This is a genomic window from Hydrogenophaga pseudoflava (assembly GCF_004353865.1).
Lineage (GTDB): Bacteria > Pseudomonadota > Gammaproteobacteria > Burkholderiales > Burkholderiaceae_C > Hydrogenophaga > Hydrogenophaga pseudoflava.
The window spans coordinates 3,851,453-3,878,125 of record NZ_CP037867.1; the positions used below are offsets into that span (position 1 = coordinate 3,851,453).

Consider the following 26,673-nt stretch of genomic DNA (forward strand, 5'->3'; position numbering starts at 1 on the left):
TCAAAAAGACAGGGCTCTGCGGACAGACAATGGCCCATTGTGGGTCACAAGGTCGCACTGCGGGAAGACCCCGAACTGCTAAAGTAGGTCGCTTTTGTGCACTGTTTCCCGGACTTGCCTTGACCGCCCCGCTGGACCGCCACACCCCCATGATGCAGCAGTACCTGGCCCTCAAGGCCGGGCACCCCGACACGCTGCTGTTCTACCGCATGGGCGACTTCTACGAGATGTTCTACGCCGATGCGGAAAAGGCCGCGCGGCTGCTGGACATCACACTCACGCAGCGCGGCCAGTCGGCCGGCGAGCCGGTCATCATGGCCGGCGTGCCCTTCCATTCGGTCGAGAGCTACCTGGCGCGCCTGATCAAGCTGGGCGAGTCGGTCGCGATTTGCGAGCAGGTGGGCGACGTGGCCACCGCCAAGGGGCCGGTGGAGCGCAAGGTGGTGCGCGTGGTCACCCCCGGCACGCTGACCGACACCGAGCTGCTGTCCGACAAGACCGAGGCGCTGGTGATGGCGGTACACCCCGGTGCCCGCACCGGCCTGGGCCTGGCCTGGCTGTCGGTGACGCAGGGCATCGTGTTCCTGGCGCAGTGCGCCAGCGACGAGCTGGCCGACTGGATCGCCCGCGTCGGCCCCGGCGAGGTGCTCTACAGCGCCGAGGTGACCCCCGCGTTCGAGAAATCGCTGCAGCAGATCAGCGCCCAGCCCCTGCCCAGCGGCGCGCGCTGCGTGGCCGTGGTGCGGCCGGCCTGGGCCTTTGACGCCGGGCTGGGTGAGCGCAAGCTGCTCGAACAACTCCAGGCCGCCAGCCTGGGCGCCTGGGACGCGCAGGACCTGAAGGACGCGCACGCCGCGGCCGCCGCGCTGCTGGCCTACGCCGAACACACGCAGGGCCGCGCGCTCACCCACATCAGGAGCCTGCAGGTGGCGCGCAGCGGCGAGCTGATCGACCTGCCGGTCAACACGCGGCGCAACCTCGAACTCACCCACACCCTGCGCGGCGAGACCAGCCCGACGCTGTTCTCGCTGCTGGACACCTGCCACACGGGCATGGGCAGCCGCGCGCTGCGCCACTGGCTGCTGTCGCCGAGGCGCGAGCGCACCGAGGCGCGGGAACGGCTGGCCGCCATCGACCGGCTGCGTGGTGGGTTGTGGCAAACGCTGCGTGTTGAACTCAAGGGGTCGAGCGACGTCGAGCGCATCACCGCCCGAACCGCACTGCGCCAGGTGCGCCCGCGCGAGCTGGTGGGTCTGACGGCGACGCTGGGCCGGTCGTTGCAGCTGTCGAAGGCGCTGGCCACCGGCCTGGGCGCCACGCCACCCGCGCTGCTGCAGCGCATCGCCGCCGACCTGACACCACCCGCGGGCTGTGCCGAGCTGCTGGCCCAGGCCATCGCGCCCGAGCCGGCCGCCCTGGTGCGCGACGGTGGCGTGATCGCCGACGGCTTCGACGCCGAACTCGACGAGCTGCGCGCCATCCAGACCAACTGCGACGGCTTCCTGATCGACCTCGAAACCCGCGAACGCGCGCGCACCGGCATCGCCAACCTGCGCGTGCAGTTCAACAAGGTGCACGGCTTCTACATCGAGGTCACGCAGGGCCAGCTGGACAAGGTGCCCGACGACTACCGCCGGCGCCAGACGCTCAAGAACGCCGAGCGCTTCATCACGCCCGAGCTCAAGGCCTTTGAAGACAAGGCGCTCAGCGCGCAAGACCGTGCCCTGGCGCGCGAGAAATATCTCTACGAGCTGCTGCTCGACGAGATGCAGTCCTGGATCGACCCGCTGACGAAACTGGCCCGTGCCATGGCCGCGCTGGACGCGCTGTGTGCGCTGGCCGAACGCTCGCTGACGCTGAACTGGGCCGAGCCCACGTTCGCGCCCGAGCCCTGCATCGAGATCCGCGGCGGCCGCCACCCGGTGGTGGAAGCGCGCCTGAACGAAACCACCGGCGGCAGTTTCATTGCCAACGACACCGTGCTGGGCGGCAAGCAGCGCATGCAGGTCATCACCGGCCCCAACATGGGCGGCAAGAGCACCTACATGCGCCAGGTCGCGGTGATCGTGCTGCTGGCCAGCATGGGCTCGTACGTGCCCGCCGCCAGCTGCCGCCTCGGCCCGATCGACGCCATCCACACCCGCATCGGTGCGGCCGACGACCTGGCCAACGCGCAGTCGACCTTCATGGTCGAGATGACCGAGGCGGCGCAGATCCTGCACGCCGCCACGCCCGAAAGCCTGGTGCTGATGGACGAGATCGGCCGCGGCACCTCCACCTTCGACGGCCTGGCCCTGGCCGGTGGCATCGCCGCCCACCTGCACGACAAGGCGCGCTGCTTCACGCTGTTCGCCACCCACTACTTCGAGCTCACCGAGTTTCCGGCCACCCACCACGGCGCGGTGAACGTGCACGTGAGCGCGGTCGAGGGCGGCGGCAAGAGCGGCATCGTGTTCCTGCACCAGATCGAGCCCGGTCCGGCCAGCCGCAGCTACGGCATCCAGGTCGCTCGCCTGGCCGGCGTGCCCGGCGCGGTGGTACAGCACGCCAAGCACGCGCTGGCCGCGCTGGAGGCGCACAGCGAAAGCAGCCGTGTGCAGGTGGACCTGTTCGCCCCGCCACCGGCCCCACCCGAACCTGAAACGCCCCCGGTGCTGGCCGCCCTGGCCACCATCGACCCCGATGCGCTGAGCCCACGCGAGGCGCTGGACCAGCTCTACGCCCTCAAGAAACTCGCCACGAAACCATGACTTACTGCGTCGCCGTCAAACTCAAGGCCGGACTGGTCTTTCTCTCCGATTCCCGCACCAACGCGGGCCTGGACCAGATCAGCACCTTCCGCAAGATGATCGTCTACGAGAAGCCGGGTGACCGCTTCATGTGCCTGCTCTCGGCCGGCAACCTGAGCATCTCGCAGTCGGTGCGCGAGATCCTGCAGGTCGAGCAGCTGGCCGACCACGAGGGCGGCGACCCGGTCACCATCTGGAACGCCAGGAGCATGTTCGACGCCGCGCGCGTGCTGGGATCGGCCGTGCGGCATGTGTTCGAACGCGATGGCGAGGCGCTCAAGCGCGCCGGCGTGGACTTCAACGTGTCCATGATCTTCGGCGGGCAGATCGGCAGCGAGGGCATGCGCCTGTTCCAGGTCTACTCGGCCGGCAACTTCATCGAGGCCACGCCCGAGACGCCCTTCTTCCAGATCGGCGAATCCAAGTACGGCAAACCCGTGCTGGACCGTGTGATCACACCCGACACACCGCTGGACGAGGCCGCCAAGTGCGCGCTGGTGTCGATGGACAGCACGCTCAAGTCGAACCTGTCGGTGGGCCTGCCGCTGGACCTGGTGGTCTACGAGGCCGACGCGCTCAAGACCGACCGGATCACCTGCATCGACGAAAACAACCCCTACTTCCGCATGGTGCGCAACACCTGGGGCCAGAAGCTGCGCGAGGTGTTCGACGCCATCGAGCATCCGGTCTGGGACGGTTCGCCGACCACCGTGCCGCTGATGGGCTGCAGCACGCGCAGCCAGCCCCTCAAGAAGATCACGAACCCGAAAGAGAAGCTGATCTGATGTCCCTGATCGTTTTCTCCCACGCCAACAGCTTCCCGGCCAGCACCTACGGCGTGCTGTTCAAGTCGTTGCGGGCGCGCGGCCACGCGGTGCGTGCGGTGGAGAAGTTCGGCCACGACCCGAAGTACCCGGTCACCAGCAACTGGCCGCACCTGGTGCAGCAGCTCGCCGACTTCGCCGGCCCGGAAATCGAGAAGCACGGCAAGCCCGCCTGGCTGGTCGGGCACTCGCTCGGCGGCTTCCTGAGCATCATGTGCGCCGCGCGCCACCCCCGGCTCGGCGGCCACGGCGTGCAGGGCGTGCTGCTGATCGACTCGCCGGTGCTGGGCGGCTGGCGGGCGCGGGCGCTGGAGCTGGCCAAGCGCGCGCAGCTGGTGGGATCGATCTCGCCCGGCAAGATCAGCCGCATCCGCCGCCACAGCTGGCCCGATGCCCAGGCGGCCTTCGACCACTTTGCCCGCAAGAAGGCCTTCGCCGCCTGGGACCCCCAGGTGCTGCGCGACTACATCGAACACGGCACGCTGGATGCGACCACGCCCCAGGGGCCACGCCGCGTGCTGGCGTTCGACCGCGACATCGAGACCGCGATCTACAACACCCTGCCGCACAACCTCGACCGCCTGCTGCGGCGCCACCCGCTGCAGTGCCCGGTGGGCTTCCTGGGTGGCCACGACTCGCAGGAGATGAAACAGGTCGGCATGGCCATGACGCACAAGCTGGTGGGCCCCCATCCCGGGCGCCTGCGCATGCTCCCGGGCAGCCACCTGTTCCCCATGGAACGCCCGCACGAGACCGCTGCGGCCATCGACGCCTGCCTGCAGGCGCTGAAAAATCCGGGCTTTTCCGGCGCTTGATCCCGGGTACCCGGGGTAGGATGCTTCAAGCACCATGAGCGCTGCGTCCAACCCACACACGGCCACTGCCGGCCGTGCCCTCCTCGACTGGACCGATCACCCGGCCTGGCTGCGCTATGGAGCGGCCATCGTGCTGACGCTGATCGCGGTCTGGGCGCGCGTCGCACTGGCGCCGGCCGACTCCGGCGGGCGCTTCATCACCCCTGCGCTCGCGGTGGCGCTTTCGGCCCTCTACGGCGGGCTCGGCCCCGGACTGGTCAGCCTCGCACTGGGCATGCTGCTGGTCAATTTCTTCATGGTGCCGCCCTACGGGTCCTTCGTGTTCCAGAACCTGGAGGAAGCCTTCTGGCTCAACACCTGGCACCTGATCACCCAGCTGGTGGTGGTCGGGGCGATTGCGCTGATGCAGTCGCGCAACCGGCAGCTGCAGGCAGCGGACCGGCAGATCCGGCTGGCGCAGCAGCACCTCCTGGACACCTTCGAGCACGCGGCATCGGGCATCACCCACGTCGACACCCGAGGCCGGCTGCTCCGCGCCAACCAGACCTTCTGCAACATGGTCGGCTACAGCAAGGACGAGCTGGCGCACCTGAGCTTCCAGGACATCACCGTCGCCGAGGACATCGGCCCCGACCTGCGCATGCTCGACGAGGCGCTGACCGGCGCACGGATCAGCTACATGCTGGAGAAGCGCTACCGGCACAAGCACGGACACATCGTGTGGGTCCAGCTGACGGTGGCGCTGGTGCGCAAATCCAGCGGCGAGCCCGATTACCTCATAGCGGTGGTGCAGGACATCAGCGCCCAGAAGGCCGCGGAAGAGGCCCTGCGCACCAGCCAGAACCTCATGAGCCAGGCACAGAAGCTGGCGAACATCGGCGCCTGGCAGGCCGACCTCGCCACCGGCCGGATCGGCAACCTCACCAAGAGCGAGTCCTTCCTCTCCTTCCCGTCCAACGAATACGGCATCAAGGACATGCTGGACATGATCCACCCCGACGACCGCCTGCGGGTGATGGCGCTGTGGCCACGGGCCGTCAAGGGAGAGGCCGTCTACGAGATCGAGTACCGGGTCGTTCTTGACGGGCACGAGTACTGGCATTCGGTGAAGGCGGAGTTCGAACGCGACCCCCAGGGCCGCGCGATCCGGGCCCTGGGCGTGACGCAGGACATCACCGAACGCAAACGCATCGAACTGGAGTTCCAGCAGCTCAACGCGACGCTGGAGCAGCGCATCCGCGACCGCACACGCGCGCTGCGAGACGCCTACGACGAGCTGGAGAGCTACTCGTACGCGGTGGCGCACGACCTGCGGTCGCCGCTGCGCATCATCAATGGCTTCGCGCAGGCCCTGCGGGAAGACAACCCGGGCCTGGACACCGCCAGCCAGGAACACCTCGGCCGCATCATGGGCGCGAGCAAGAAGATGGGCGAGCTGATCGACGGGCTGCTCAAGCTCTCGCAGTACTCACGCGGCGAGGTGCAACGCGAGAACGTGAACCTGAGCGCCATCGCCACCCGCATCCTCGAGGAGCTGTCGGTGGCCGAACCCCAGCGCGCGGTCGAGTGGGAGATCGAGCCCGGCCTGCTCGTGCAGGCCGATCCGGCGCTGATCGAGGCGCTGATGCAGAACCTGCTGAACAACGCCTGGAAGTACACCTCCGGTGTGGCACCGGCCCGCATCCGGGTGTTCTCGCGCAAGGCCGATGGCGGGCGCGAGTTCTGCGTCAGCGACAACGGCACGGGTTTCGACATGGCGCGCGCCAGCAAGCTGTTCCAGCCCTTCCAGCGCCTGCACGGACCGAGCGAGTTCGCCGGTCTGGGCATCGGCCTGGCCACGGCGCGCCGCATCGTGCAGCGCCATGGCGGGGAATTGCGGGCCGAAGCCCGTCCGGGCGCGGGAGCCACATTCGGATTCACGCTGGGCGATCCCGCCTGACCCCGCCTGGGACGTTCAGTGGGGCGGCGTGCTGGCGGACGCCGCATCGTCCGGGCCTGTTGCCCCGGACTGGCGCGGGTCCATCTGCAGCACCGCCTGGGATCCTCCGCCCATGAGCACGAACTGCGCCTTGTCCTCGGCAGGCACCGGGCCGGCGACCCCCAGGCGCTTGAGGGTGTAGATCGCCAGCCCGCCCAGCACCGCAGCGAAGCACAGCATCAGGCTGTCGGAACCGGCCACCTCCATCACCGTACCGGCCAGGGCCGGTCCCAGCGCCGCGCCGGCGCCGTGCAGCAGCAGGAGGCCTCCGGTGAACTCCACCAGCCGGCTGGAGTCGATCACGTCGTTCACGTGCGCCACACCCAGGCCATAGATCGCGAAGATCAGGCCGCCGAGCAGCGGCGCCAGCGCCAGCAGCCAGGGCGCCGCGATGCCCGCCACCAGCCAGCCCAGGCCGCACAGGCCTGCACCGAGCAGGCACACCCACAGCAGCACCAGGCGCCGGTCGTGGGTGTCCGAGAAATGCCCGACCGGCCACTGGAACACCGCTCCACCCAGGATGGTCGCGGCCATGAAACTGGCCACAGCGCCATCGCCCAGCCCGGCGCCCTGCGCGAACGACGCCGCCAGCCCGTAGAACGACCCGGTGACCAGCCCCGAACAGAGCGCCGCCGCCATGCCCATGGGCGACGCGTCGTAGAGGCTGCGCATGCTCAGCCGGGGCGCCTGCACCGGCTCGGGTTCGTCCACCGGCGTCATGGTGATCGGCAGCAGTGCGAACGAGAACATCACAGAGACCAACGCGAACGGCACGAAGCCCAGCCGGTCACCCACCAGGATGAGCCACTGCCCCAACGCCAGCGCCACGAAATTGATCGCCATGTAGACCGCGAACAGCTTGCCGCGGTGTTCGCTGGGTGCCAGCGCGTTCAGCCAGCTCTCCACCACGATGTACAGACCCACCATGCACACGCCGGTGACCAGGCGCAACAGGCCCCAGAACCAGGGGTCGATCCACAGCGCGTGCAGGATCGGCATGGTCGATGCCAGCGAGGCCATGGCCGCGAAGGCACGGATGTGGCCCACCCGGCGGATCACCTTCGGGCAGAGGTAGGTGCCCAGCACGAAGCCAGCGAAGTAGGCCGATGTCACCAGGCCCAGCGCCAGGCGCGAGAAGTCGGCCGCCCCCGCACGCAAGCCCAGCACCGAGAACAGCAGGCCCACGCCCACCACCAGCAGCCCGACGCCACCGAGCAGCGTGGACAGCCGCCAGAGCAGCGAACCCATGGTGGTCACCGGGCCGTGTTCTCCGCCCTCAGGCCGACCAGTCGACCCAGCCGAAGTGGGCGGTCAGCAGGATCAGCACACCGAAGGCGATCCGGTACCAGGCGAAGGGCACGAAGCTGTGGCTGGCCACATAGCGCAGCAGCCAGCGGATGCAGACCCAGGCGCTGAGGAAGGCGAACAGCAGACCGACCGCGAACATGGGGATGTCGGCGGCCGACAGCAGCGCGCGCTCCTTGTAGAGGCTGTAGCCCCCGGCGCCGATCAGGATCGGGATGCCCAGGAAGAAGCTGAAGTCGGTCGCCACCTGGCGCGAGAGGCCGAACAGCATGCCACCGATGATGGTGGAGCCCGAGCGGCTGGTGCCCGGCACCAGGCCGAAGCATTGCGCCAGCCCGACCTTGAGCGCGTCCAGCGGCGTCAGCTCGTCCAGCGACTGCACGCGCGCGGCCGACGGCGGGCGCCGCTCGGCCCAGAGGATCACGAAGGCGCCGGCGATGAAGGCCAGCGCCACCACCGTGGGCGTGAACAGGTGGGCCTTGATGGCCTTGCCCAGCAGCAGGCCCAGCACCACGGCGGGCACGCAGCCGATCACCACGTTGAGCGCGAAGCGCTGCGCGTCCCGCTCGGACGGCAGGCCGACGATGGTGGCCCGGATGCGCTGCCAGAACACGATGATCACCGCGAAGATGGCGCCGGTCTGGATCGCGATCTCGAACACCTTGGCGCGTTCGTCGTGGAAGTCCAGCAGCGTGCCGGCCAGGATGAGGTGGCCGGTCGACGAAATCGGAAGGAACTCGGTCAGCCCTTCCACCACGCCCATGATGGCGGCCTTGATCAGCAGCAGGAGGTCCATGGTGAGGCCCTCAGCGCGGCAGGGGTTCGAGGGTGAGCTGCAGCCCGCCGGGCACGACGCGCAGCGCGCCGGGCCGGTAGCCGCGGCCGGCCAGCGACTCCAGGTCTTCCTTCTTGAAGCGGTGCACCACCGCCTCGTTCAGCAGGTCCTCGGCGAGCAGGCCGCCGACCTTCTTCACCTGCGCCGCCTGGGCGGCGTTCATCCCGTCCACGTCCAGCCGCTCCACCCGCGCCTGCGTCAGCCGCAGCGTGGTGTCCGAGGGCTCGAAGCGCAGGCCGTAGCTCAGCTCCAGCTGGCCCTTGATGTCCGACTGCCCGGGCAGGGGCAGCGCGATCAGATAGTTCACCAGGGTGCCGACCCGGTTCTCCTCGGGCCGCAGGCGCAGCCGGGGCTGGTCCAGCGTGGTCTCCAGCAGGCCCAGGTAGCGCTGCTTGACCGGGAAGCGCGTGGCGATGCGTTCGAGCAGCTGGGCTTCGCTGATGTTCACCTGGCGCGGGCCGGTGGGCAGGGCGTTGCAGCCGGCCAGGGCCAGCAGGGTCAGCGATGCGGCGGCCAGGCGGCGCCGGGGAAGCACGGGAAGCGTCATGAAGTCGGTGTCCTCGAAGGCCGCCACCCCGGGCGGGGAGCGGTCGGTCGATTGTAGGAAGCCTGCATTTCGCTCCCCGCTGGCCGCACTTCGCGAAGGTTTCCAGATGTTCCGTCTCGCGGCACTGGCCGGGCACGCGGGCGACCGGCACAGTGCGCCCATCGCCACCCGACGGAGAACCCCATGCTGATCCAGTTGCTCATGAACCACCCCGAAGCCGGCACCGAGATCCTGCGGCGCACCCCGACCTGGGTCTGGGGCCTGCTGGCCAGCCTGCTGCTGCTGGGCGCGATCCAGCTGCGCACCCGCCACATCGGCCTGCGCCGCGCGGCCGCTCCGGCGATGGGCCTGACCGCGTTCTCGCTGATCAGCCTGGTCGGCGACCTGGCCGCCGGCCCCTGGCTGGCCCCTGGCCTGCTGGTGTGGCTGGCCGCGGGTGCCCTGGTGCTGGCCTGGCGAGGCCCGCGCGCCCTGCCGACCGGCACCGCCCGCGACCCCGCCACCGGCCTGTTCACCCTGCCCGGCAGCGCCCTGCCCCTGCTGACCATCGCCGCCATCTTCCTGCTCAAGTACGGCGTGGGCGTCGAGCTGTCCATGCAGCCCGGCCTGCGCCTGGACCCGCTCTTTGCCCTCTCGATGGCCGCCGGCTACGGCGCCCTCACCGGACTGTTCTCGGCCCGGCCCGTGGCGCTCTGGCTCATGGCCGGCCGCCGCACATGACAGAATCGTTGCCGCTCCGCCCGCCACCGAATCAGCCATGAATTCCGCCGTCGCCCACCGCCTGTTCGGCTGGCTGCCTGCCGATGCACGCGAGCGGGCGCTGCGGCGTTTGCTGGTGATCTGGTGCTTCGCATTCGCCATCGGCCTCATCCTCTGGGGCATCGGGGCACGCAGCCACCCGCTGGACATCTCGCTGGTCTACAGCTACGCGATCAGCACCTCGATCTGGTTCTTCAGCGACCCGCTGCGCATCGCGCTGCATGGCTGGCTGCGAACACCGCCGCCGCACTACTGGGCGTCCAACCTGCGTGTGTTCGCCTACATGCTGGTGGCGGCGACACTGGGCTACACCCTGGGCACCGCCATCGGCGACGCCTATGCCGGCCGCTCGACCTGGGAGATGGTCAGCCAGTCGCCCAAACGGCTGTTCGGCATCTGGTTCTCGGGCATGGTGATCTCGGGCTTCTTCGTGCTGGGCTTCTACCAGCGCGCCAAGGCCGAGGATTTGCGCCGCCAGGCCACCGAAGCGCGGCTGAAGCTGCTGGAGACGCAGCTCGAGCCGCACATGCTGTTCAACACCCTGGCCAACCTGCGGGTGCTGATCCAGACCGACCCGCCGCGTGCGGTCCAGATGCTGGACCGGCTCAACGACTACCTGCGCGCCACGCTGCGCGGTTCGCGCGCCGACGCCCACACACTGGCCGACGAGTGTGCGCGGCTGGGCGACTACCTGGAGCTGATGGCGGTGCGCATGGGGCCGCGGCTGGTCTTCGGCTTCGACCTGCCGGCCGAACTGCAGGCGCATCCGGTGCCACCGCTGCTGCTGCAGCCGCTGGTGGAAAACGCGATCCGCCATGGGCTGGAGCCGCGCGTCGAGGGCGGCCGCATCGATGTGGTCGCCCGCCGCGAAGGCCAGACGCTGCGGATCGATATCACCGACACCGGCGTGGGCATGGCGCCCGACACGCAGCGCACCGACACCGATGGCGGCTTCGGCCTGGCCCAGGTGCGCGAGCGCATGGCCAGCCTGCCCGGTGGCGCGGGGTCGGTGCAGGTCTCCAGCCAGCCCGGTCAGGGCACCACGGTGCGGCTCACGCTACCCCTTCAGATCACCCCATGACATCCATCACCGCCCTGATCGCCGAAGACGAACCGCTGCTGGCCGCCGCGCTGCGGGCCGAGCTGGCGCGTGTCTGGCCCGAACTGTGCATAGCGGCGCAGGTGGGGGACGGTGCGAGCGCGGTGCGCCAGGCGCTGGCACTGCGGCCGGAGGTGCTGTTCCTGGACATCCGCATGCCCGGCATGACCGGCCTGGAGGCGGCCGCCGAGCTGGCCGAAGAGTGGCCGGACGATCACCCCTTTCCCTCGCTGGTGTTCGTGACGGCCTACGACCAGTACGCGGTGCAGGCCTTCGAGGCGCAGGCGGCGGACTATGTGCTCAAGCCGGTGGTGCCGGAACGGCTGGCGCGCACGGTGCAGCGGGTGCAGGCGCGGCTGCAGCAACGGATGGACGGGCAGGCGTCACCCGCGCCGATGGCGGGCGCGGACGACGCGACCTTCGAGCGCCTGCGCGCCCTGCTAGCGGCCCCGGCGGCACCCGCGCTGAAGGTGATCCAGGCCGGTGTGGGCAGCACGATCCGGCTGGTGCCGGTGGACGAAGTGCTGGTGTTCGAGGCCGCCGACAAGTACGTGCGGGTGCTGACGGGCGAGGCCGAGCTGCTGATCCGCACGCCGCTGAAGGACCTGTTGCCGCAGCTGGACGGCAGCGTGTTCTGGCAGGTGCACCGGGGCACGGTGGTGCGTGCCACCGCGGTCCGAACGGTGCACCGGGACGAGGCCGGCAAGCTGAGTCTGGAAGTGGCGGGGTTGATGGAGCGGGTGCCGGTGAGTCGGCTCTATGCGGGGCGGTTTCGGGCGATGTGAGCTGGGTGGCTGGCGTTCGGGCGGTTTCGCTCATCCACCTCGCGTCATGCGGGTGGTGAGGCCGGCGTTCTCCGGCTCACGCTCGCGGGCGACGCGCCTCGACCCGCCTGCATGCCTTCGTCAACCATGTCACTGGCGCGCCAACTCTGTGGCAACCGCGAATGGAGCCTACGCCCGCCGACCTCACCACCCCCATGCAGTGCGACCCGGACACTCGAAGAGAGACATGGCGTTTGATTCTTGGCGCGCCAACCCGTCTGCGGGGCTGGGGCGTGGGGAGCCCGGGCGCAGGCTCCATTCGCGGTTGCCCCCACAGCCGCGCACAGGTCCGGTGTTGACGAAGTGGCACCGGCAAACAGGCACCGACGCCCGCGAGGTGAGCCGGAGAACGGGCACCCCACGTCCCAGCCCACCCAACACAGCAGGCAAAAAAGAAGTCAAAAACTCCCCGTGAACTGGTACCGGGAAGCCGGATGCCACATAGCAGCGACAGAAGCCACCTTGCCCATCGACCGCGTCTGCCGCCGCAGCACCAGACAAGGCTCCCCCGCCTGCATCGCCAGCATCTCGGCCACAGCCTGCGGTGGATGCAGCGCCTCGATCTCGAACGACACGCCCTGCAGCGGCGCCACCCGCATCAGGTAGGCGTTCGGCGTCTGCGAGGTGAAATCCTGCGTCAGGTAGTCCGGCGCCACCTCCGGGTTCACATGCCGGTCCTCTACCTGGATCGGCTGGTCGTTCTCGAAGTGCACCACCACCGAATGGAACAGCGTGTGGCCCGGTGACACGCCGAACGCGCGCCCCAGCGCCTCGCCCGCCTTCACCCGCTCCAGCTTGTGCAACTCGCTGCGGTGCCGGTGGCCACGCGCCGCGATCTCCTCGGCGATGTTGCGGATCTCCACCAGCGTCGCCTGGTACTTCTGCTGCGCCACATAGGTGCCCGAGCCCTGCACCCGCTCGACGATCTGCTCCTCGCTCAGCTCGCGGATCGCGCGGTTCACCGTCATGCGCGAGACGCCGAACTCGCGCGCCAGCGCTTCCTCGCCCGGGATCGCGTCGCCCTCTTTCCAGGTGCCGTCGTGGATGCGCGCGAGCACGTGGCGCTTGATGGTTTGGTAGGCGGGCAGCTTGTCGGACATAGGGTTTTCCCGGGTACGCCACGCGATCAATGGCATTGACAGACCGGATTCTGGCCCATAAAGTTGTATATACATTTCAACAAGACAGCTTTAAAAGCTGTCTGTCAGACCAGGAGACACCGCATGAACACCAGCGCCGCCGCTGCCAGCGCCCCCAACCCCACCGCCGCCCTGCGCATGCTGGCCTACAGCAGCCTCGGGCTGGTGATGTTTTTCCTGCCGGTGGAGATCGCCGGCAAGACCACCATCCTGTTCGATCACGCCGCCACCTGGCTGGCCACGCAGCAGCGCCCGCTGGCGATTGCCTTCGTGCTCGCGCTCATGGCCTGGGGCGCGGCCTCGCCCTTCATCAAAGGCAGCTGGCGTGCCAGCACCACCGCCACCGTGTTCAGCGCGCTCAAGGTGCTGGGCCTGGTGCTGGCGCTGATGTACCTCACCGGCACCGGTCCGGCCGTACTGTTCCAGAAGGACATGCTGCCCTTCCTGTTCGACAAGCTCGCGCTCACCGTGGGCCTGATCGTGCCGCTGGGCGCGGTCGCGCTGGCCTTCCTGGTCGGCTTCGGCCTGCTGGAGCTGGTGGGCGTGCTGATGCAGCCCGTCATGCGCCCGATCTGGCGCACGCCCGGCCACTCGGCCATCGACGCCGTGGCCTCCTTCGTCGGCAGCTACTCGGTGGGCCTGCTCATCACCAACCGCGTGTACCTTGAAGGCAAGTACACGGCGCGCGAGGCCGCCATCATCGCCACGGGCTTTTCCACAGTCTCGGCAGCTTTCATGATCATCGTGGCCAAGACGCTGAACCTGATGGACGCGTGGAACTTCTACTTCTGGTCCACCTTCGTCATCGCCTTCGCTGTCACCGCCATCACCGCCTGGATTCCGCCGATCTCGCGCATGGACAACAGCGGCGGCGTGAGCGACACGCTGCCCGTCGGCCGCAGCCGCTGGCAGGCCGCGTGGGACGCCGGCATGCACCAGGCCCGCAGCGCGCCGTCGCTCTGGCGCGTGCTCTCCGAGAACCTGCGCGACGGCATCGCCATGGCCAGCGCCGTGGTGCCCACCATCCTCGCCGTCGGCCTGATCGGCCTGCTGCTGGCGCGCTACACGCCGGTGTTCGACCTGCTGGGCCTGCTGCTCGTGCCCTTCGTGTGGATCGCCGGTCTGGCCGAACCCATGCTGACCGCCAAGGCCCTGGCCTCGGGCCTGGCCGAGATGTTCCTGCCCGCCATCCAGCTCAAGGGCGCCGACCCGGTGGTGCGCTACGTCGCCGCCGTGGTCTCGGTCAGCTCGGTGCTGTTCTTCTCGGGTTCCATCCCCTGCGTGCTCGCCACGCGCATCCCGCTGTCGCTGCGCCAGATGGTCGCCGTCTGGTTCGTGCGCACCGTGCTCAGCCTGCTGATGGCCGCCGCCATCGGCCACTTCGCCCTCGCCCAAGGCTGGATCGCCTGATCCCGCCCCTCACCACAGCTTGTTCCTCAGGAGTCACCCCATGTCCACCAACACCGATCCCCGCCTCGACCCCACCCGCGTGATCCGCGCCCCGCGCGGCAGCCAGCTGAGCTGCAAGAATTGGATCGCCGAAGCCGCGTTCCGCATGATCCAGAACAACCTCGACCCCGAGGTGGCCGAAAACCCGCAACACCTCGTGGTGTATGGCGGCATCGGTCGCGCCGCGCGCGACTGGGCCTGTTTCGACCAGATCCTGGCCTCGCTCAAGGACCTGAACGAGGACGAGACCCTGCTGGTGCAGTCGGGCAAGCCGGTGGGCGTGTTCAAGACCCACAGCAACGCCCCGCGCGTGCTGCTGGCCAACAGCAACCTGGTGCCCAAGTGGGCCAACTGGGAACACTTCAACGAGCTGGACCGCAAGGGCCTGTTCATGTACGGCCAGATGACCGCCGGCAGCTGGATCTACATCGGCAGCCAGGGCATCGTGCAGGGCACCTTCGAGACCTTCGTCGAGGCCGGCAAGCAGCACTACAACAATGATCTGTCGGGCCGCTGGATTCTCACCGCCGGTCTCGGCGGCATGGGCGGCGCACAGCCCCTGGCCGCCACGCTGGCCGGCGCCTGCTCGCTCAACATCGAGTGCCAGCAGAGCAGCATCGACTTCCGCCTGCGCACGCGCTATGTGGACAAGCAGGCGCGCGACATCGACCACGCGCTGGAACTCATCAAGGAACACACCGCCAAGAAAGAAGCCATCTCCATCGCCCTGCTGGGCAACGCGGCCGAGGTGCTGCCCGAGCTGGTGAAGCGCGCGAAGGCCGGCGGCATCAAGCCCGACCTGGTGACCGACCAGACCTCGGCGCACGACCTGATCAACGGCTACCTGCCCGTCGGCTGGACCGTGGAACAGTGGAAGGCCGCGCAGCGCGACCCGTCGCAACACGCTCGCCTGAGCGCCGAAGCCGCACAAGGCTGTGCGGTGCACGTGCAGGCCATGCTGGACTTCCAGGCCATGGGCATTCCCACGGTGGACTACGGCAACAACATCCGCCAGGTCGCGTTCGACCAGGGCGTGAAGAACGCCTTCGACTTCCCCGGCTTCGTGCCCGCCTACATCCGCCCCATGTTCTGCGAGGGCAAGGGCCCGTTCCGCTGGGTCGCGCTCTCGGGCGACCCGGAGGACATCTACAAGACCGACGCCAAGATCAAGGAACTGTTCCCGAACAACAAGCACACCCACCGCTGGCTCGACATGGCGCGCGAGCGCATCAGCTTCCAGGGTCTGCCCGCGCGCATCTGCTGGCTGGGCCTGGGCGAGCGCCACCTGGCCGGCCTGGCCTTCAACGAGATGGTGAAAAACGGCGAACTCAAGGCGCCCATCGTCATCGGCCGCGATCACCTGGACACTGGCTCGGTCGCCAGTCCCAACCGCGAAACCGAAGCCATGAAGGACGGCACCGACGCCGTGAGCGACTGGCCGCTGCTCAACGCCCTGCTCAACACCGCCGGCGGCGCCAGCTGGGTCAGCCTGCACCATGGCGGCGGCGTGGGCATGGGCTACTCGCAACACTCGGGCATGGTCATCGTGGCCGACGGCACCGACGCCGCCGCCGAGCGGCTGGCGCGTGTGCTGGTGAACGACTGCGGCTCGGGCGTGATGCGCCATGCGGATGCGGGTTACGAGCTGGCGATTGCGACCGCCAAGAAGCAGGGCCTCAAACTCCCCATGATTGGCTGATCAACAGACACACTCCACTCATGAGCACCACCCTCACCCTGAACCCCGGCCAGATGACCCTGGCCGACCTGCGCGCCGTCTGGCAGCGGCCCGTCACCGTCGCACTGAACGGAGACGCTCGCGCCGCCATCGACGCCTCGGCCGCCGCGATCCACGCCATCGTCGCCAAGGGCGATGCGGCCTACGGCATCAACACCGGCTTCGGCAAACTCGCCAAGACCCGCATTCCCGACGAGCAACTGGAGCAGTTGCAACGCAACCTGATCCTGTCGCACTCGGTCGGCACCGGCGAACCCATGAGCGACGCCACCGTGCGCCTGGTGATGCTGATGAAGGCGGTGAGCCTGGCGCGCGGCTACTCGGGCGTTCGCCCGGTGGTCATCGACACCCTGCTCGCACTGCTCAACGCGGGCGTGATGCCGGTGATCCCGGTCAAGGGTTCGGTAGGCGCCTCGGGCGACCTCGCGCCGCTGTCGCACATGACACTGGCGCTGATGGGCGAAGGCCCGGTGCGCGTGAACGGCGAGATATGCCCCGCCGCCGAGGCGCTGAAGGCGGCCGGCATCGCGCCGCTGACGCTCGCCGCCAAGGAAGGCCTGGCCCTCATCAACGGCACCCAGGTCTCGACCGCACTCGCACTGCATGGTCTGTTCATGGCCGAGCGACTGCTCGAGGCCGGCACCACCATCGGCGCACTTTGCGTGGACGCCGCCAAGGGCAGCGACGCGCCCTTCGATCCGCGCATCCACGCCGCGCGCGGTCAGCCCGGCCAGATTGCCCAGGCCGCCGTCACGCGCACGCTGCTGCAGGGCAGCCAGATCCGCCTCTCCCACATGGACAACGACGAGCGCGTGCAGGACCCCTACAGCCTGCGCTGCCAGCCCCAGGTCATGGGCGCCTGCCGCGACCTGATCGCCAACGCCGCGCGCACCCTGCTGACCGAGGCCAACGCCGTCACCGACAACCCGCTGGTGTTCACCGACACCAACGAGGTGCTCTCGGGCGGCAACTTCCACGCCGAGCCGGTCGCCTTCGCCGCCGACACGCTGGCGCTGGCCATCAGCGAGATCGGTGCCATTTCCGAGCGCCGCATCGCACTGCTGATCGACAGCACGCTCTCGGGCCTGCCACCCTTCCTGGTGGACAACCCGGGCCTGAACAGCGGCTTCATGATCGCCCACGTCACCGCCGCCGCGCTGGCCTCGGAAAACAAGTCGCACGCCCACCCCGCCAGCGTCGACAGCCTGCCCACCAGCGCGAATCAGGAAGACCACGTGAGCATGGCCACCTACGCCGGCCGCCGCCTGGCCGAGATGGCCGACAACACCGCCACCATCCTCGGCATCGAGTGGCTGGCCGCGGCCCAGGGCGTGGACTTTCACCGTCCGCTGGCCACCTCGCCGCGCCTGCAGGCCACGCACGCCACCCTGCGCGAGCGCGTGCCGTTCTACGACCAGGACCGCCTGTTCGCGCCCGACATCGAGGCCGCGCGCAGCCTGGTGCTGCAGGGCCACGCCACCGACGGCAACGCCGACGCGCTGGCCGGCCTCTGGACGCACTGAGCGCCATGCGGCAGCTCTGCGCGCTCGACATCTCCCCGGTGCCCTGGCGCAACGGCGGTGGCCTCACGCGCGAGCTCCTGGCCTGGCCTTCGCCGCAGGACTGGCGCTGCCGCCTCAGCGTGGCGGACATCGCCAGCGACGGCCCGTTTTCGGCCTTTCCCGGCGTGGTCCGCCACTTCGTGGTGCTCGAAGGCGATGGCGTGGTCCTGGGCTTCGCCGGCCGCGAGGTCGAGCAGCGCCCCGGTGACGCACCGCGGGTGTTCGACGGCGCTTCGGCGCCCGGCTGCCGCCTGCTGGGCGGCCCGGTGCGCGACCTCAACCTGATGTGCCGCGGCGGCTCGGGAGGCCTGGCCGCCGTGTTGCCCGGCACCCCTTGGCAAGCCCCCGTCGGTGCCCAGGCCGGCCTGTTCGCGCAGGTACCAGGCCGCTGGCGCAACGGAACGGAAGAACTCACCCTGCCCGCCCTCGGCTTGCTCTGGTTCGACACACCACCGCCGGGCGACTGGCACTTCGAACCCGACGCCCCCGCAACACCCGAAGCGCCCGTTGGCTGGTGGCTGCACCACATTCCCGAAGGCATCACCCCATGACCACCACCCTCTGGCACAACGCCCGCCTCGCCACGTTGGACCCCAGCCACGGCGCCGACGGCTGGGGCCTGGTCGAAGACGGCGCCTTGCTCACCGTCGGCGACCGGATCACCTGGGTCGGCCCGAACCGGGGCCTGCCCGCCCACGCCCGGCCCGCACACGGGGTGGACCTCGGCGGCCTGCTGGTCACGCCCGGCCTGGTCGACTGCCACACCCACCTGGTCTACGGCGGCCACCGCGCGGCCGAGGCCGAGATGCGGCTCAACGGTGCCAGCTACGAGGCCATCGCCCGCGCGGGCGGCGGCATCCGGTCCACCGTGGCGGCCACGCGCGCCGCCAGCGAAGACCAGCTGTTCGCCAGCGCCGCCCGGCGCCTGCGGGCGCTGATGGCCGAAGGCGTGACCACGCTGGAGATCAAGTCGGGCTACGGCCTGTCGCTGGAGGCCGAGGCGCGCTGCCTGCGCGTCGCACGCCAGCTCGGCAGCGACCGCCGCGTCGACGTGCGCACCACCTTCCTCGGCGCGCACGCGCTGCCGCCGGAGTTCGAAGGCCGGCCCGACGACTACATCACGGCCGTCTGCGAGTGGCTGCCGGCGCTGCACGCCCAGGGCCTGGTCGACGCGGTCGACGCCTTCTGCGAGAACATCGGCTTCACACCCGCCCAGACCCGGCGCGTGTTCGAGGCCGCGCGGGCGCTGGGCCTGCCGGTCAAGCTGCACGCCGAACAGCTGTCCGACCAGGGCGGCGCCGCGCTCGCGGCCTCGTACGGCGCTCTGTCGTGCGACCACCTGGAACACCTGAGCAGCGAAGGCATCGCCGCCATGAGGGCCGCCGGCACCGTCGCCGTGCTGCTGCCGGGCGCCTTTTACATGCTGCGCGAAATCAAACTCCCTCCGATTGCAGCGCTGCGCGAGGCCGGGGTGCCGATGGCCGTCTCCACCGACCACAACCCCGGCACCTCGCCCGGCCTGTCGCTGCTGCTGGCGGCCCACATGGCCTGCAGCTTCTTCCGCCTCACGCCGCTGGAAGCCGTGCGCGGCATCACCGTGCAGGCCGCGCGGGCACTCGGCCTGCACGACCGCGGCCTGCTCGCCGCCGGCCAGCGCGCCGACTTCGTGGCCTGGGACCTCGATCACCCGAACGAGCTGACCTACTGGTTCGGCCACAACCCCTGCCGCCGCGTCGTGGTGGCGGGCCTGGAGCGCCCATGAACACCCCTGAGCACAACCCCTTCGTCTGGCAAGGCCGGACCGACAGCGAAGAAGTCGGCGACAGCCGCCGCTGGCACCACATGGTGCGCCCCTTCGACGCCGCCTCGCAGGACGGCGTGGCCCTGATCGGCTTCGCGGTCGACGAAGGCGTGCGCCGCAACGGCGGCCGGCCCGGTGCCGCCGAGGGGCCGCGCGCGCTGCGCGGCGCGCTGGCCAGCCTGCCGCTGCTGGGTGAACCGGCGCTGTGGGACGCGGGCGATGTGGACGGCAGCCGCCTCGGCCTGGAAGACGCGCAACAGGCGCTGGCCGGTCGCATCGCCGACGTGGTGGCCCAAGGCTGCCGGCCACTGGTGCTGGGCGGCGGCCATGAAATCGCCTGGGGCACGTTCCAGGGCATCGCGCGCGCTCACCCCGACCGGCAGCGCGTGCTGATCGTCAACCTGGACGCACATTTCGACCTGCGCATGGCCGCCCAGGGCAACTCGGGCACACCATTCCGCCAGATCGCCGACTGGTGCCATGCACAGGGCCGGCCGTTCGACTACCACGTGCTGGGCATCAGCCGCTTTGCCAACACGCAGGCGCTGTTCGACCGCGCGGCGGCGCTGGGCGTGCGCCACCGGCTGGACGAAGAACTGCAGTCCGCCAGGCAGCTGGCGCAGGCGCAGGCCGCACTGGCCGACGACCTGGCGCGCTGCGACGGGGTCTATCTGACGCTCTGTCTGGATGTGCTGCCGGCACCGTGGGCGCCCGGCGTGTCGGCCCCGGCCCCGCTGGGCCTGCCGCTGGCCCATGTGGAAGCGCTGGTGGACCAGGTGATGACCAGTGGCCGCGTGCTGGCGGCCGACCTGGCAGAACTCAACCCCCCGCTCGACGAAGGGGGGCGCACCGCGCGCGTGGCCGCCCGGCTGGCGGCGCGCATCGCGCGCGGCTTCGCGGCCCGCTGAGGGCCGCGGCGGCCACCGTCAGTCGCGGTCCTTGTGGTGACCGCGGCCGTGACCGCGACCGCGATCGTGCCAGTGCCCGTGACCATGACCGCGGTCGTCCCAGCGGCCCGGGCGGTCGCGCCAGTGGCCACCGATCACCACCGGGCGCGGGGGTGCGTAGACCACCGGCGGGCCGTACACCACGGCCGGCGGGCGGTGGTAGTACACCGGGGCGGGCTGCACCACCACGGGCGGCGGCGCGTAGTAATAGGCGGGCGGCTGGTGCACCACCACCGGCGCGTTCGAGGCGCCGATGCTGACGCCCGGGCTGTTCACGCCCACCGACCAGTACACATCGCGGGCATGCGCCTGGCTGGCGGCTGTGGACAGCGCCCAGGCGCCGGCCACCAGGCTCACGGCGGCCAGGCCACGGGCCCAGGCCGAGGTGCGTCGCAGGCTGGGTGAAAGGGTGTTCATCGTGAGGTTCTCCATGTGTCGGGGCCTGGATTCGGACCCGGTGCCCGAATTACAGGCCGAATCCCGGTAACCTGCACCTCACGCTCGGTCAATCTCGTAGCCATTCGTAACAGCAGCCCCTTGGTTTACCCGCATGTCTGCACAACCCAAAGACATTCTCGATTTCTGGTTCGGCGACGGCCTGTCGACCGGCTGGCCCAGCGACGACCGCAGCGCGCTCTGGTTCGGTGGCGGCCCCGCGCTGGACCGGCAGATCAGCGAACGCTTCGGCAGCCGCGTGGAGCAGGCGCTGGACGGCCAGCTCGTGGAGTGGGAGAACGACCTGCTGGAGCGGCTGGCGCTGGTCATCCTGCTGGACCAGTTCACCCGCAATGTGCACCGGGGCCAGGCGCGCGCCTTTGCCGGCGACGGCCGGGCGCAGCGGCTGGTGCTGCAGAGCCTGGCGCTCGACCAGGACGCCGATCTGCCGGCCATCGGCCGGGTCTTTCTCTACATGCCGCTGATGCACGCCGAAAGCCCGGCGCTGCAGGGCGAGTGTGTGCTGAAGTTCGAGGCCCTGGTTCGCCAGAGCCCGCCCGCGCTGCAGCAGAAGCTGCAGGGCAACCTCAAGGCCGCGCGCGAGCACGCCGACATCGTCCTGCGCTTCGGCCGCTTCCCGCACCGCAACGCCGTGCTCGGCCGCGACAGCACGCCCGAAGAAACCGCGTTCCTCACCCACGGCCCGCGCTTCGGCCAGTGAGGGCGCGCGTTCAGGTCCCCAGCACGAACATCAGCGCGGCACCCGCCAACGCGCCGACCAGCAGCATCACCACCTGCTTCATGCCACCGCCCTGGTGCGCGGGCGGCAACTCGTCGGGCAGATCATCCGCCACGGTGTCTTCCACCTGGGTCGGAAGGTAGGACGGGTCCACCGCCGCGCCGCCGCGCCGCAGCGGGCTGCCCGGCGCCGCCCAGGCGGCCCACAGGCCGTGCGCCTCGGAAGGCACCACCGCGCCGCTCTCCACCGCCGCCTCCACGTCGCTCCAGCGGATCAGCACCTGGACCGAAGGCAGGAACACGTCGTCCACCTGCGTGGATTGCCACTCGGACTGTTCGTCCATCACGAACGTGTCCGGGTTGTCCTGGTCCTTGTTCATCGTCGGTTCCCTCGGTCGGCGTGGCGCGTCGGTCTGTTTTGAAAGTGGCGCCAACGATATCGGAAACCCTTTGCCGCTGACACCCCCCAAACGCTCCCCCTGTCGGCTTGCGGGCCGAACCGCCCCGGAATCCGCGCGGGGCGCCGCCCTAGAATGGCCGGATGAGCTCGAACACCCCCAAAAACGCCCCTTCCGGCCCCTCTAAAAACAACGTTCCCGCCACCGCAGACGGCGAGGAACACAAGGTCTCCAACTTCCTGCGCCAGGTCATCGAGAAAGACCTCGCCACCGGCACCTACGCCCAGCGCCAATGGGGCGGCGGCCCGGGTGATGCCGCCTTCCACGACGCCGGCCAGCCCGACCCGGCCAAGATCCGCACCCGCTTCCCGCCCGAGCCCAACGGCTACCTGCACGTGGGCCACGCCAAGAGCATCTGCCTGAACTTCGGCCTGGCGCGCGACTACGGCGGCGTCTGCCACATGCGCTTTGACGACACCAACCCCGAGAAGGAAGAAAAGGAGTACGTGGACTCCATCCTCGACGCGGTGCAGTGGCTGGGCTTCAACTGGCAGAGCAACTTCGGCGCTCAAGACGGAAGACCCCCTGAGTCACATCTTTACTACGCGTCGAACTACTTCGACTTCATGTACCGCGCGGCCGAACACCTCATCACCGCCGGCCTGGCTTATGTGGACGAGCAGACCGCCGAAGAAATGCGCGTCAACCGCGGCGACTTCGGCAAGCCCGGCGTGGACAGCCCCTTCCGCAGCCGCAGCCCGGAAGAGAACCTGGCCCGCTTCCGCGAGATGCGCGACGGCCAGCTCGCCGACGGCGCCGCCGTGCTGCGCGCCAAGATCGACATGGCCTCGCCCAACATCAACATGCGCGACCCGGCCATCTACCGCATCCGCCGCGCCACGCACCACAACACGGGCGACGCCTGGTGCATCTACCCCATGTACACCTTCGCGCACCCCATCGAGGACGCGCTGGAGCAGATCACCCACTCCATCTGCACGCTGGAGTTTGAAGACCAGCGCCCCTTCTACGACTGGCTGCTGGAACGCCTGTGCGAAGGCGGCCTGCTCAAGGCCCCGCCGCCGCGGCAGTATGAATTTGCGCGCCTGAACCTGACCTACGTCATCACCAGCAAGCGCAAGCTGGCGCAGCTGGTGAACGAAAAGAAAGTCAGCGGCTGGGACGACCCGCGCATGCCCACCATCGTCGGCCTGCGCCGCCGCGGCTACACGCCCGAGGCCATCCAGCTGTTTGCCGAACGCATTGGCGTGACCAAGAGCGATTCCTGGATCGACTACAGCACGCTCGACGGCTGCCTGCGCGAAGACCTGGAAAACAAGGCCCACCGCGGCATGGCCGTGCTCGACCCCGTCAAGCTGGTGCTCACCAACTGGGCCGAGGTGTTCGGGTCTGACGGCTACACCGAAGACTGCACCCAGCCCGCCCTGCCCCACAGCGCCATCGCCGAGGGGCAAACGCCCCCGCCCGACCGCGTGTTCAAGATCGGCAAGGACGTGTGGATCGAACGCGATGACTTTGAAGAAGTGCCGCCCAAGGGCTACAAGCGCCTGTTCCCTGGCAACGTGGTGCGCCTCAAAGGCGGCTACGTCATCGAATGCACGGGTTGCGCCAAAGACGCGGACGGCAAAGTGACCGAAGTGCACGCCAAAGTGATTGCCGGCACCAAGAGCGGCACCCCCGGCGCCGACAGCGTCAAGGCCAAAGCCGCCATCACCTGGGTGGGCGCCGCCGACGGCGTGAGCGCCGAAGTGCGCCTGTACGACCGCCTGTTCACCGACCCGCAACCCGACGCAGGCGGCAAGAACTTCCTGGACGCACTCAACCCCGACAGCCTGAAGGTAGTGACGGCGGTTGTGGAGCCGTCACTGGCCGCCGCGAAGCCAGACCAGAAGTTCCAGTTCGAACGGCACGGCTACTTTGTGGCCGACCGGGCGGACCACGGGGTGGGCGGGAAGGTTGTGTTCAACCGGGTGACGGGGTTGAAGGATAGTTGGGGGAAGTAATCGTTAAACCGTTTAGAACAAAAAAGGGCAGCTCAGTGAGCTGCCCTTTTTTTGCCATCCCGAACCAAATCTCTCACGCCCAGATCTTTTTTGCCATAACAGTCAATTCCGGCACAGCGATAGCAGTTGAGCAAACTTCCAAATTCACATTTCTTTTGACAATCTTTTGCAGCTTCCCCTCCAACACGCCAAGCACTCTTTTACTATATCTAAATCTCTCCAAATTATCGTCGTATCTGCTCTCAAGCTCAGCAAGCGTTTTCGCATATGCATTGTTTTCTGGACGATTATTCGAAAAGTAGTGATCTATCATTCGAGCAAGAGATTGCTTTCGCACTTCAAGAGTAGCCTCGGAGATTAACACATCGATTTCTTCGCGAGGATGATCAATTCCCAGTGCAATCACATGCCCTGCATTGAGCAGATGGCTTTCCGCATCAACGCCTTCTGTACAGAAAAACCCAATGCCATCTTTCAAGAAGGGCGCTATCAGCTTTTCTACCTCATCGTCAGACATATAGTCCCGATCCCGATGGACCAAGACAAACACTTCGGGACGTCGCTGCTTTAAGTATCTAGCCAGTATCAACGCACCCTTTACTTGATCCTTCCCCTTATAAGAGAAAAACTCAGTCTGACTCATTACAAATCCACTAGCCTCTAGGATTGCCTTAAGTCCCACAGGATGTTCATCCTCAGTAATGACCAGGCAACGATTTGAACCAACCGCTGCCTCAATCTTTTCTTCGAGCAGACGAATTTTTTGCTCGGCCTCAAATACACTTTTCAAGTAGGGGGTAATTATTGGAAGCAACCCCATCTTGTCATGCAGATCCATGATTTGACCATCTCGACCGAATTCAACTCTATTTATGGTTGAGCACAAGTCCGACTGGCGCCTCACTAAAAAAGTGCGTACATTCTCGTCATGATCAGCACCCAAAGAATAAAATGCCGGAGAATGAGTTGTTACAAATATCTGAATCTCTTTCGAGTAAGTCTTAAACGCACCAGCCAACTCGAAAGCATACCTTAGCTCCAGATTATTTTCCGGCTCCTCAAAACCCCAAATAGTGTCAGGCTTAACATATCCGGATATCGTAATACTCTTCTCTTGATCAGCCATGTATTTGAGAATTACAGGAATGTGTCGAACCTTGATTCCATCTCCACGCTGTTTTAAGTGGTATGTAACACCTCCAGCAGAAGCCCCAAAATCAAGATTAGAAAAAAGAATTCGAAAGTCCGACGGTATCTGAATTGCACTCGGAACTCCAATCTGGGCATCCAACTCCTTCGTTATCGACTTAGTAACCTCCTGTATACCCTCAATAAATCCCGCCCCTTGCCCAGACATTACACCATCGTGCGCCTCCAAAAGAACATCATGCAAATCCCCCATTAGTGAGTTAAAGTATTCCTTACCCTTAATTGCAGGAACATAGCGATATTTAAGTTTATCCAACCACTTTGACACGTTATCTTTCGAGGATAGAGGCTTACCACTTTCAAGGTAGATCCGATCCTCGAGAACGGACCCATCACGCTTCCACCTCTTTGTCCACCTCACAAGTTGCGCATTCTTAAATCTATGCACTGGCGGGTCAATGATCAAATCAATTCGTATTTCTCGACGAATACCCGTACCAGACTCTGCGTGATAGCAATAATCCTCATCAAACCGAAAAGCTTGCCCAACATCAGTTTCCGCATTAAAGAAAAGATTTAGAGCACGAAGAACATTTGATTTTCCATTGTCATTCTGACCAACCAAGACATTTAGATCCGCACAATCTAAATCTTTTGTAGATGACTTGATAGAACGAAACTTCCTAATTTCTATTTGCCTGATTATTTTCATACCAATCCCACGTCAAATAACTAAGCACTACCAAAGCACACTAAGCATTAGCGCGAGATACGCTTCATCCGAATCTGCGGGTTGTTCAGAACCACGCCGTCGGGCCGCGTCACTGGAATGTCCTTAACCTCCACATAGTTCAAGGTGCGCACTAGATCGCTCAGCTTCTTGAATCCGTAGTTCCGCGCATCGAATGACGGGTGAACCTTGCCAATGTGCCCACCCACGCCGCCCAAGGGTGCCCAACCGTCCTCACGGGCGTTCGCGTCGATAGCGGCAATCATCAACGGCTGGAGCTGCACCAGCTCCTTGACAGGCACCTCAACGGGTTCGGCTGCGGCCGCTTGGGGGTCCGCCGGCTTCTGCCGCAGGATCTCCAGATAGATGAACTTGTCGCAAGCTGCCACGAATGGCTCCGGCGTGTGTCGCTCACCAAACCCGTAGACCTCCAGACCCGCCTCACGAATACGTGTTGCCAGTCGGGTGAAGTCGCTGTCGGACGACACCAGGCAGAAGCCATCCACGACTCCTGCATGCAGAACATCCATGGCGTCGATGATCAATGCAGAGTCGGTCGCGTTCTTGCCCGTCGTGTATCGGAACTGCTGGATCGGCTGTACCGCATTCGCATGAAGAACAGTCTTCCAGGGCGTCAGGTTCGTGGTCGTCCAGTCACCGTATGCGCGTTTGATTGTTGCGGTGCCATAGCGGGAAATCTCGGACATCAGCTCCTGTACCAGCGCCGCCTGTGCGTTGTCGGCGTCGATCATCACCGCGAGGCGGCTGCTGTTTTGTTTGTTGGCCAT

23 protein-coding genes are annotated in these 26,673 nt (G+C 67.2%); 15 read left to right on the forward strand and 8 right to left on the reverse strand.

Annotated features, from left to right (window positions below; translation table 11 throughout):
- The first annotated feature begins 149 nt into the window (after nt 1-149).
- From mutS to HPF_RS18520, 4 genes are read left to right on the forward strand one after another with little or no spacing between them, the layout of a single operon-like run.
- The gene (mutS, locus tag HPF_RS18505; protein ID WP_133158165.1) at nt 150-2,750 is read left to right on the forward strand and encodes a DNA mismatch repair protein MutS; all 2,601 of its coding nucleotides are present in this window, start codon (nt 150-152) and stop codon (nt 2,748-2,750) included.
- Nucleotides 2,747-3,574, forward strand: a complete 828-nt coding sequence (locus tag HPF_RS18510; RefSeq protein ID WP_127805445.1) for a proteasome-type protease — start codon at nt 2,747-2,749, stop codon at nt 3,572-3,574. The genes mutS and HPF_RS18510 overlap by 4 nt, the downstream gene beginning before the upstream one ends.
- Nucleotides 3,574-4,428 (forward strand): alpha/beta fold hydrolase, encoded by an 855-nt coding sequence (locus HPF_RS18515; protein WP_133157469.1) that lies wholly within the window; start codon nt 3,574-3,576, stop codon nt 4,426-4,428. The genes HPF_RS18510 and HPF_RS18515 overlap by 1 nt, the downstream gene beginning before the upstream one ends.
- A gap of 34 nt (nt 4,429-4,462) precedes the next feature.
- Complete coding sequence (locus tag HPF_RS18520; RefSeq protein WP_133157470.1) at nt 4,463-6,367, forward strand: PAS domain S-box protein; 1,905 nt, start codon at nt 4,463-4,465, stop codon at nt 6,365-6,367.
- A 15-nt stretch (nt 6,368-6,382) separates the two neighbouring features.
- Here HPF_RS18520 and HPF_RS18525 read toward each other — a convergent pair whose 3' ends face one another.
- From HPF_RS18525 to HPF_RS18535, 3 genes are read right to left on the reverse strand one after another with little or no spacing between them, the layout of a single operon-like run.
- Nucleotides 6,383-7,654 (reverse strand): MFS transporter, encoded by a 1,272-nt coding sequence (locus tag HPF_RS18525; RefSeq protein WP_133157471.1) that lies wholly within the window; start codon nt 7,652-7,654, stop codon nt 6,383-6,385.
- A 28-nt stretch (nt 7,655-7,682) separates the two neighbouring features.
- The gene (locus HPF_RS18530) at nt 7,683-8,507 is read right to left on the reverse strand and encodes an undecaprenyl-diphosphate phosphatase (protein ID WP_133157472.1); all 825 of its coding nucleotides are present in this window, start codon (nt 8,505-8,507) and stop codon (nt 7,683-7,685) included.
- A gap of 10 nt (nt 8,508-8,517) precedes the next feature.
- The gene (locus HPF_RS18535; protein ID WP_127805435.1) at nt 8,518-9,093 is read right to left on the reverse strand and encodes a DUF1439 domain-containing protein; all 576 of its coding nucleotides are present in this window, start codon (nt 9,091-9,093) and stop codon (nt 8,518-8,520) included.
- A gap of 183 nt (nt 9,094-9,276) precedes the next feature.
- On the opposite strand from HPF_RS18535, the gene HPF_RS18540 reads away from it, so the two are divergent.
- Genes HPF_RS18540 through HPF_RS18550 form a run of 3 tightly spaced genes read left to right on the forward strand, consistent with a single transcriptional unit; the run spans nt 9,277 to nt 11,736 of the window.
- Complete coding sequence (locus tag HPF_RS18540) at nt 9,277-9,813, forward strand: DUF6622 family protein (protein WP_133157473.1); 537 nt, start codon at nt 9,277-9,279, stop codon at nt 9,811-9,813.
- Nucleotides 9,814-9,850: 37 nt separating this feature from the next.
- On the forward strand, nt 9,851-10,933 hold the full coding sequence (locus tag HPF_RS18545) for a sensor histidine kinase (protein ID WP_243721618.1): 1,083 nt from the start codon (nt 9,851-9,853) through the stop codon (nt 10,931-10,933).
- A complete protein-coding gene (locus tag HPF_RS18550) occupies nt 10,930-11,736 on the forward strand; it encodes a LytR/AlgR family response regulator transcription factor (protein WP_133157474.1) in 807 nt (268 codons plus the stop codon). Before HPF_RS18545 ends, HPF_RS18550 begins: the two co-directional genes overlap by 4 nt.
- Before the next feature lie 437 nt (nt 11,737-12,173).
- On the opposite strand, the gene hutC is transcribed toward HPF_RS18550, so the two are convergent.
- Nucleotides 12,174-12,875 (reverse strand): histidine utilization repressor, encoded by a 702-nt coding sequence (gene hutC, locus HPF_RS18555; protein ID WP_066157897.1) that lies wholly within the window; start codon nt 12,873-12,875, stop codon nt 12,174-12,176.
- A 123-nt stretch (nt 12,876-12,998) separates the two neighbouring features.
- On the opposite strand from hutC, the gene HPF_RS18560 reads away from it, so the two are divergent.
- The 6 genes from HPF_RS18560 to hutG are packed head-to-tail and all read left to right on the forward strand — an operon-like array spanning nt 12,999 to nt 20,372.
- On the forward strand, nt 12,999-14,324 hold the full coding sequence (locus HPF_RS18560; RefSeq protein ID WP_133157475.1) for a YjiH family protein: 1,326 nt from the start codon (nt 12,999-13,001) through the stop codon (nt 14,322-14,324).
- A gap of 40 nt (nt 14,325-14,364) precedes the next feature.
- Entirely contained in the window at nt 14,365-16,062 is a 1,698-nt protein-coding gene (gene hutU, locus HPF_RS18565) for a urocanate hydratase (protein ID WP_133157476.1), read from the forward strand.
- A 20-nt stretch (nt 16,063-16,082) separates the two neighbouring features.
- Nucleotides 16,083-17,624: a histidine ammonia-lyase gene (gene hutH, locus HPF_RS18570; RefSeq protein ID WP_133157477.1), complete on the forward strand. Its 1,542-nt coding sequence runs from the start codon at nt 16,083-16,085 to the stop codon at nt 17,622-17,624.
- A 5-nt stretch (nt 17,625-17,629) separates the two neighbouring features.
- Nucleotides 17,630-18,214, forward strand: coding sequence for a HutD/Ves family protein (locus HPF_RS18575; RefSeq protein WP_133157478.1), 585 nt, complete (start codon nt 17,630-17,632; stop codon nt 18,212-18,214).
- Nucleotides 18,211-19,425, forward strand: a complete 1,215-nt coding sequence (gene hutI, locus HPF_RS18580) for an imidazolonepropionase (RefSeq protein WP_133157479.1) — start codon at nt 18,211-18,213, stop codon at nt 19,423-19,425. Before HPF_RS18575 ends, hutI begins: the two co-directional genes overlap by 4 nt.
- Nucleotides 19,422-20,372: a formimidoylglutamase gene (gene hutG, locus HPF_RS18585; RefSeq protein WP_133157480.1), complete on the forward strand. Its 951-nt coding sequence runs from the start codon at nt 19,422-19,424 to the stop codon at nt 20,370-20,372. Before hutI ends, hutG begins: the two co-directional genes overlap by 4 nt.
- 18 nt (nt 20,373-20,390) lie before the next feature.
- Here the strand turns inward: hutG and HPF_RS18590 are convergent, their stop codons facing one another.
- On the reverse strand, nt 20,391-20,828 hold the full coding sequence (locus HPF_RS18590; RefSeq protein ID WP_133157481.1) for a hypothetical protein: 438 nt from the start codon (nt 20,826-20,828) through the stop codon (nt 20,391-20,393).
- A gap of 133 nt (nt 20,829-20,961) precedes the next feature.
- Between HPF_RS18590 and HPF_RS18595 the strand changes: the two genes are divergently transcribed.
- Nucleotides 20,962-21,567, forward strand: a complete 606-nt coding sequence (locus HPF_RS18595; protein WP_133157482.1) for a DUF924 family protein — start codon at nt 20,962-20,964, stop codon at nt 21,565-21,567.
- Nucleotides 21,568-21,577: 10 nt separating this feature from the next.
- Here HPF_RS18595 and HPF_RS18600 read toward each other — a convergent pair whose 3' ends face one another.
- A complete protein-coding gene (locus HPF_RS18600; protein ID WP_133157483.1) occupies nt 21,578-21,964 on the reverse strand; it encodes a hypothetical protein in 387 nt (128 codons plus the stop codon).
- 161 nt (nt 21,965-22,125) lie between these two features.
- Here HPF_RS18600 and HPF_RS18605 point away from each other — a divergent pair, with 161 nt between their 5' ends.
- Complete coding sequence (locus tag HPF_RS18605) at nt 22,126-24,006, forward strand: glutamine--tRNA ligase/YqeY domain fusion protein (protein ID WP_133157484.1); 1,881 nt, start codon at nt 22,126-22,128, stop codon at nt 24,004-24,006.
- Nucleotides 24,007-24,079: 73 nt separating this feature from the next.
- Here the strand turns inward: HPF_RS18605 and HPF_RS18610 are convergent, their stop codons facing one another.
- Nucleotides 24,080-25,867 carry an ATP-dependent nuclease gene (locus HPF_RS18610; protein ID WP_133157485.1) on the reverse strand — a complete coding sequence of 596 codons (1,788 nt, stop codon included), beginning with the start codon at nt 25,865-25,867 and terminating at the stop codon, nt 24,080-24,082.
- Between the two features lie 47 nt (nt 25,868-25,914).
- On the reverse strand, nt 25,915-26,673 hold the full coding sequence (locus HPF_RS18615) for an NYN domain-containing protein (protein WP_133157486.1): 759 nt from the start codon (nt 26,671-26,673) through the stop codon (nt 25,915-25,917).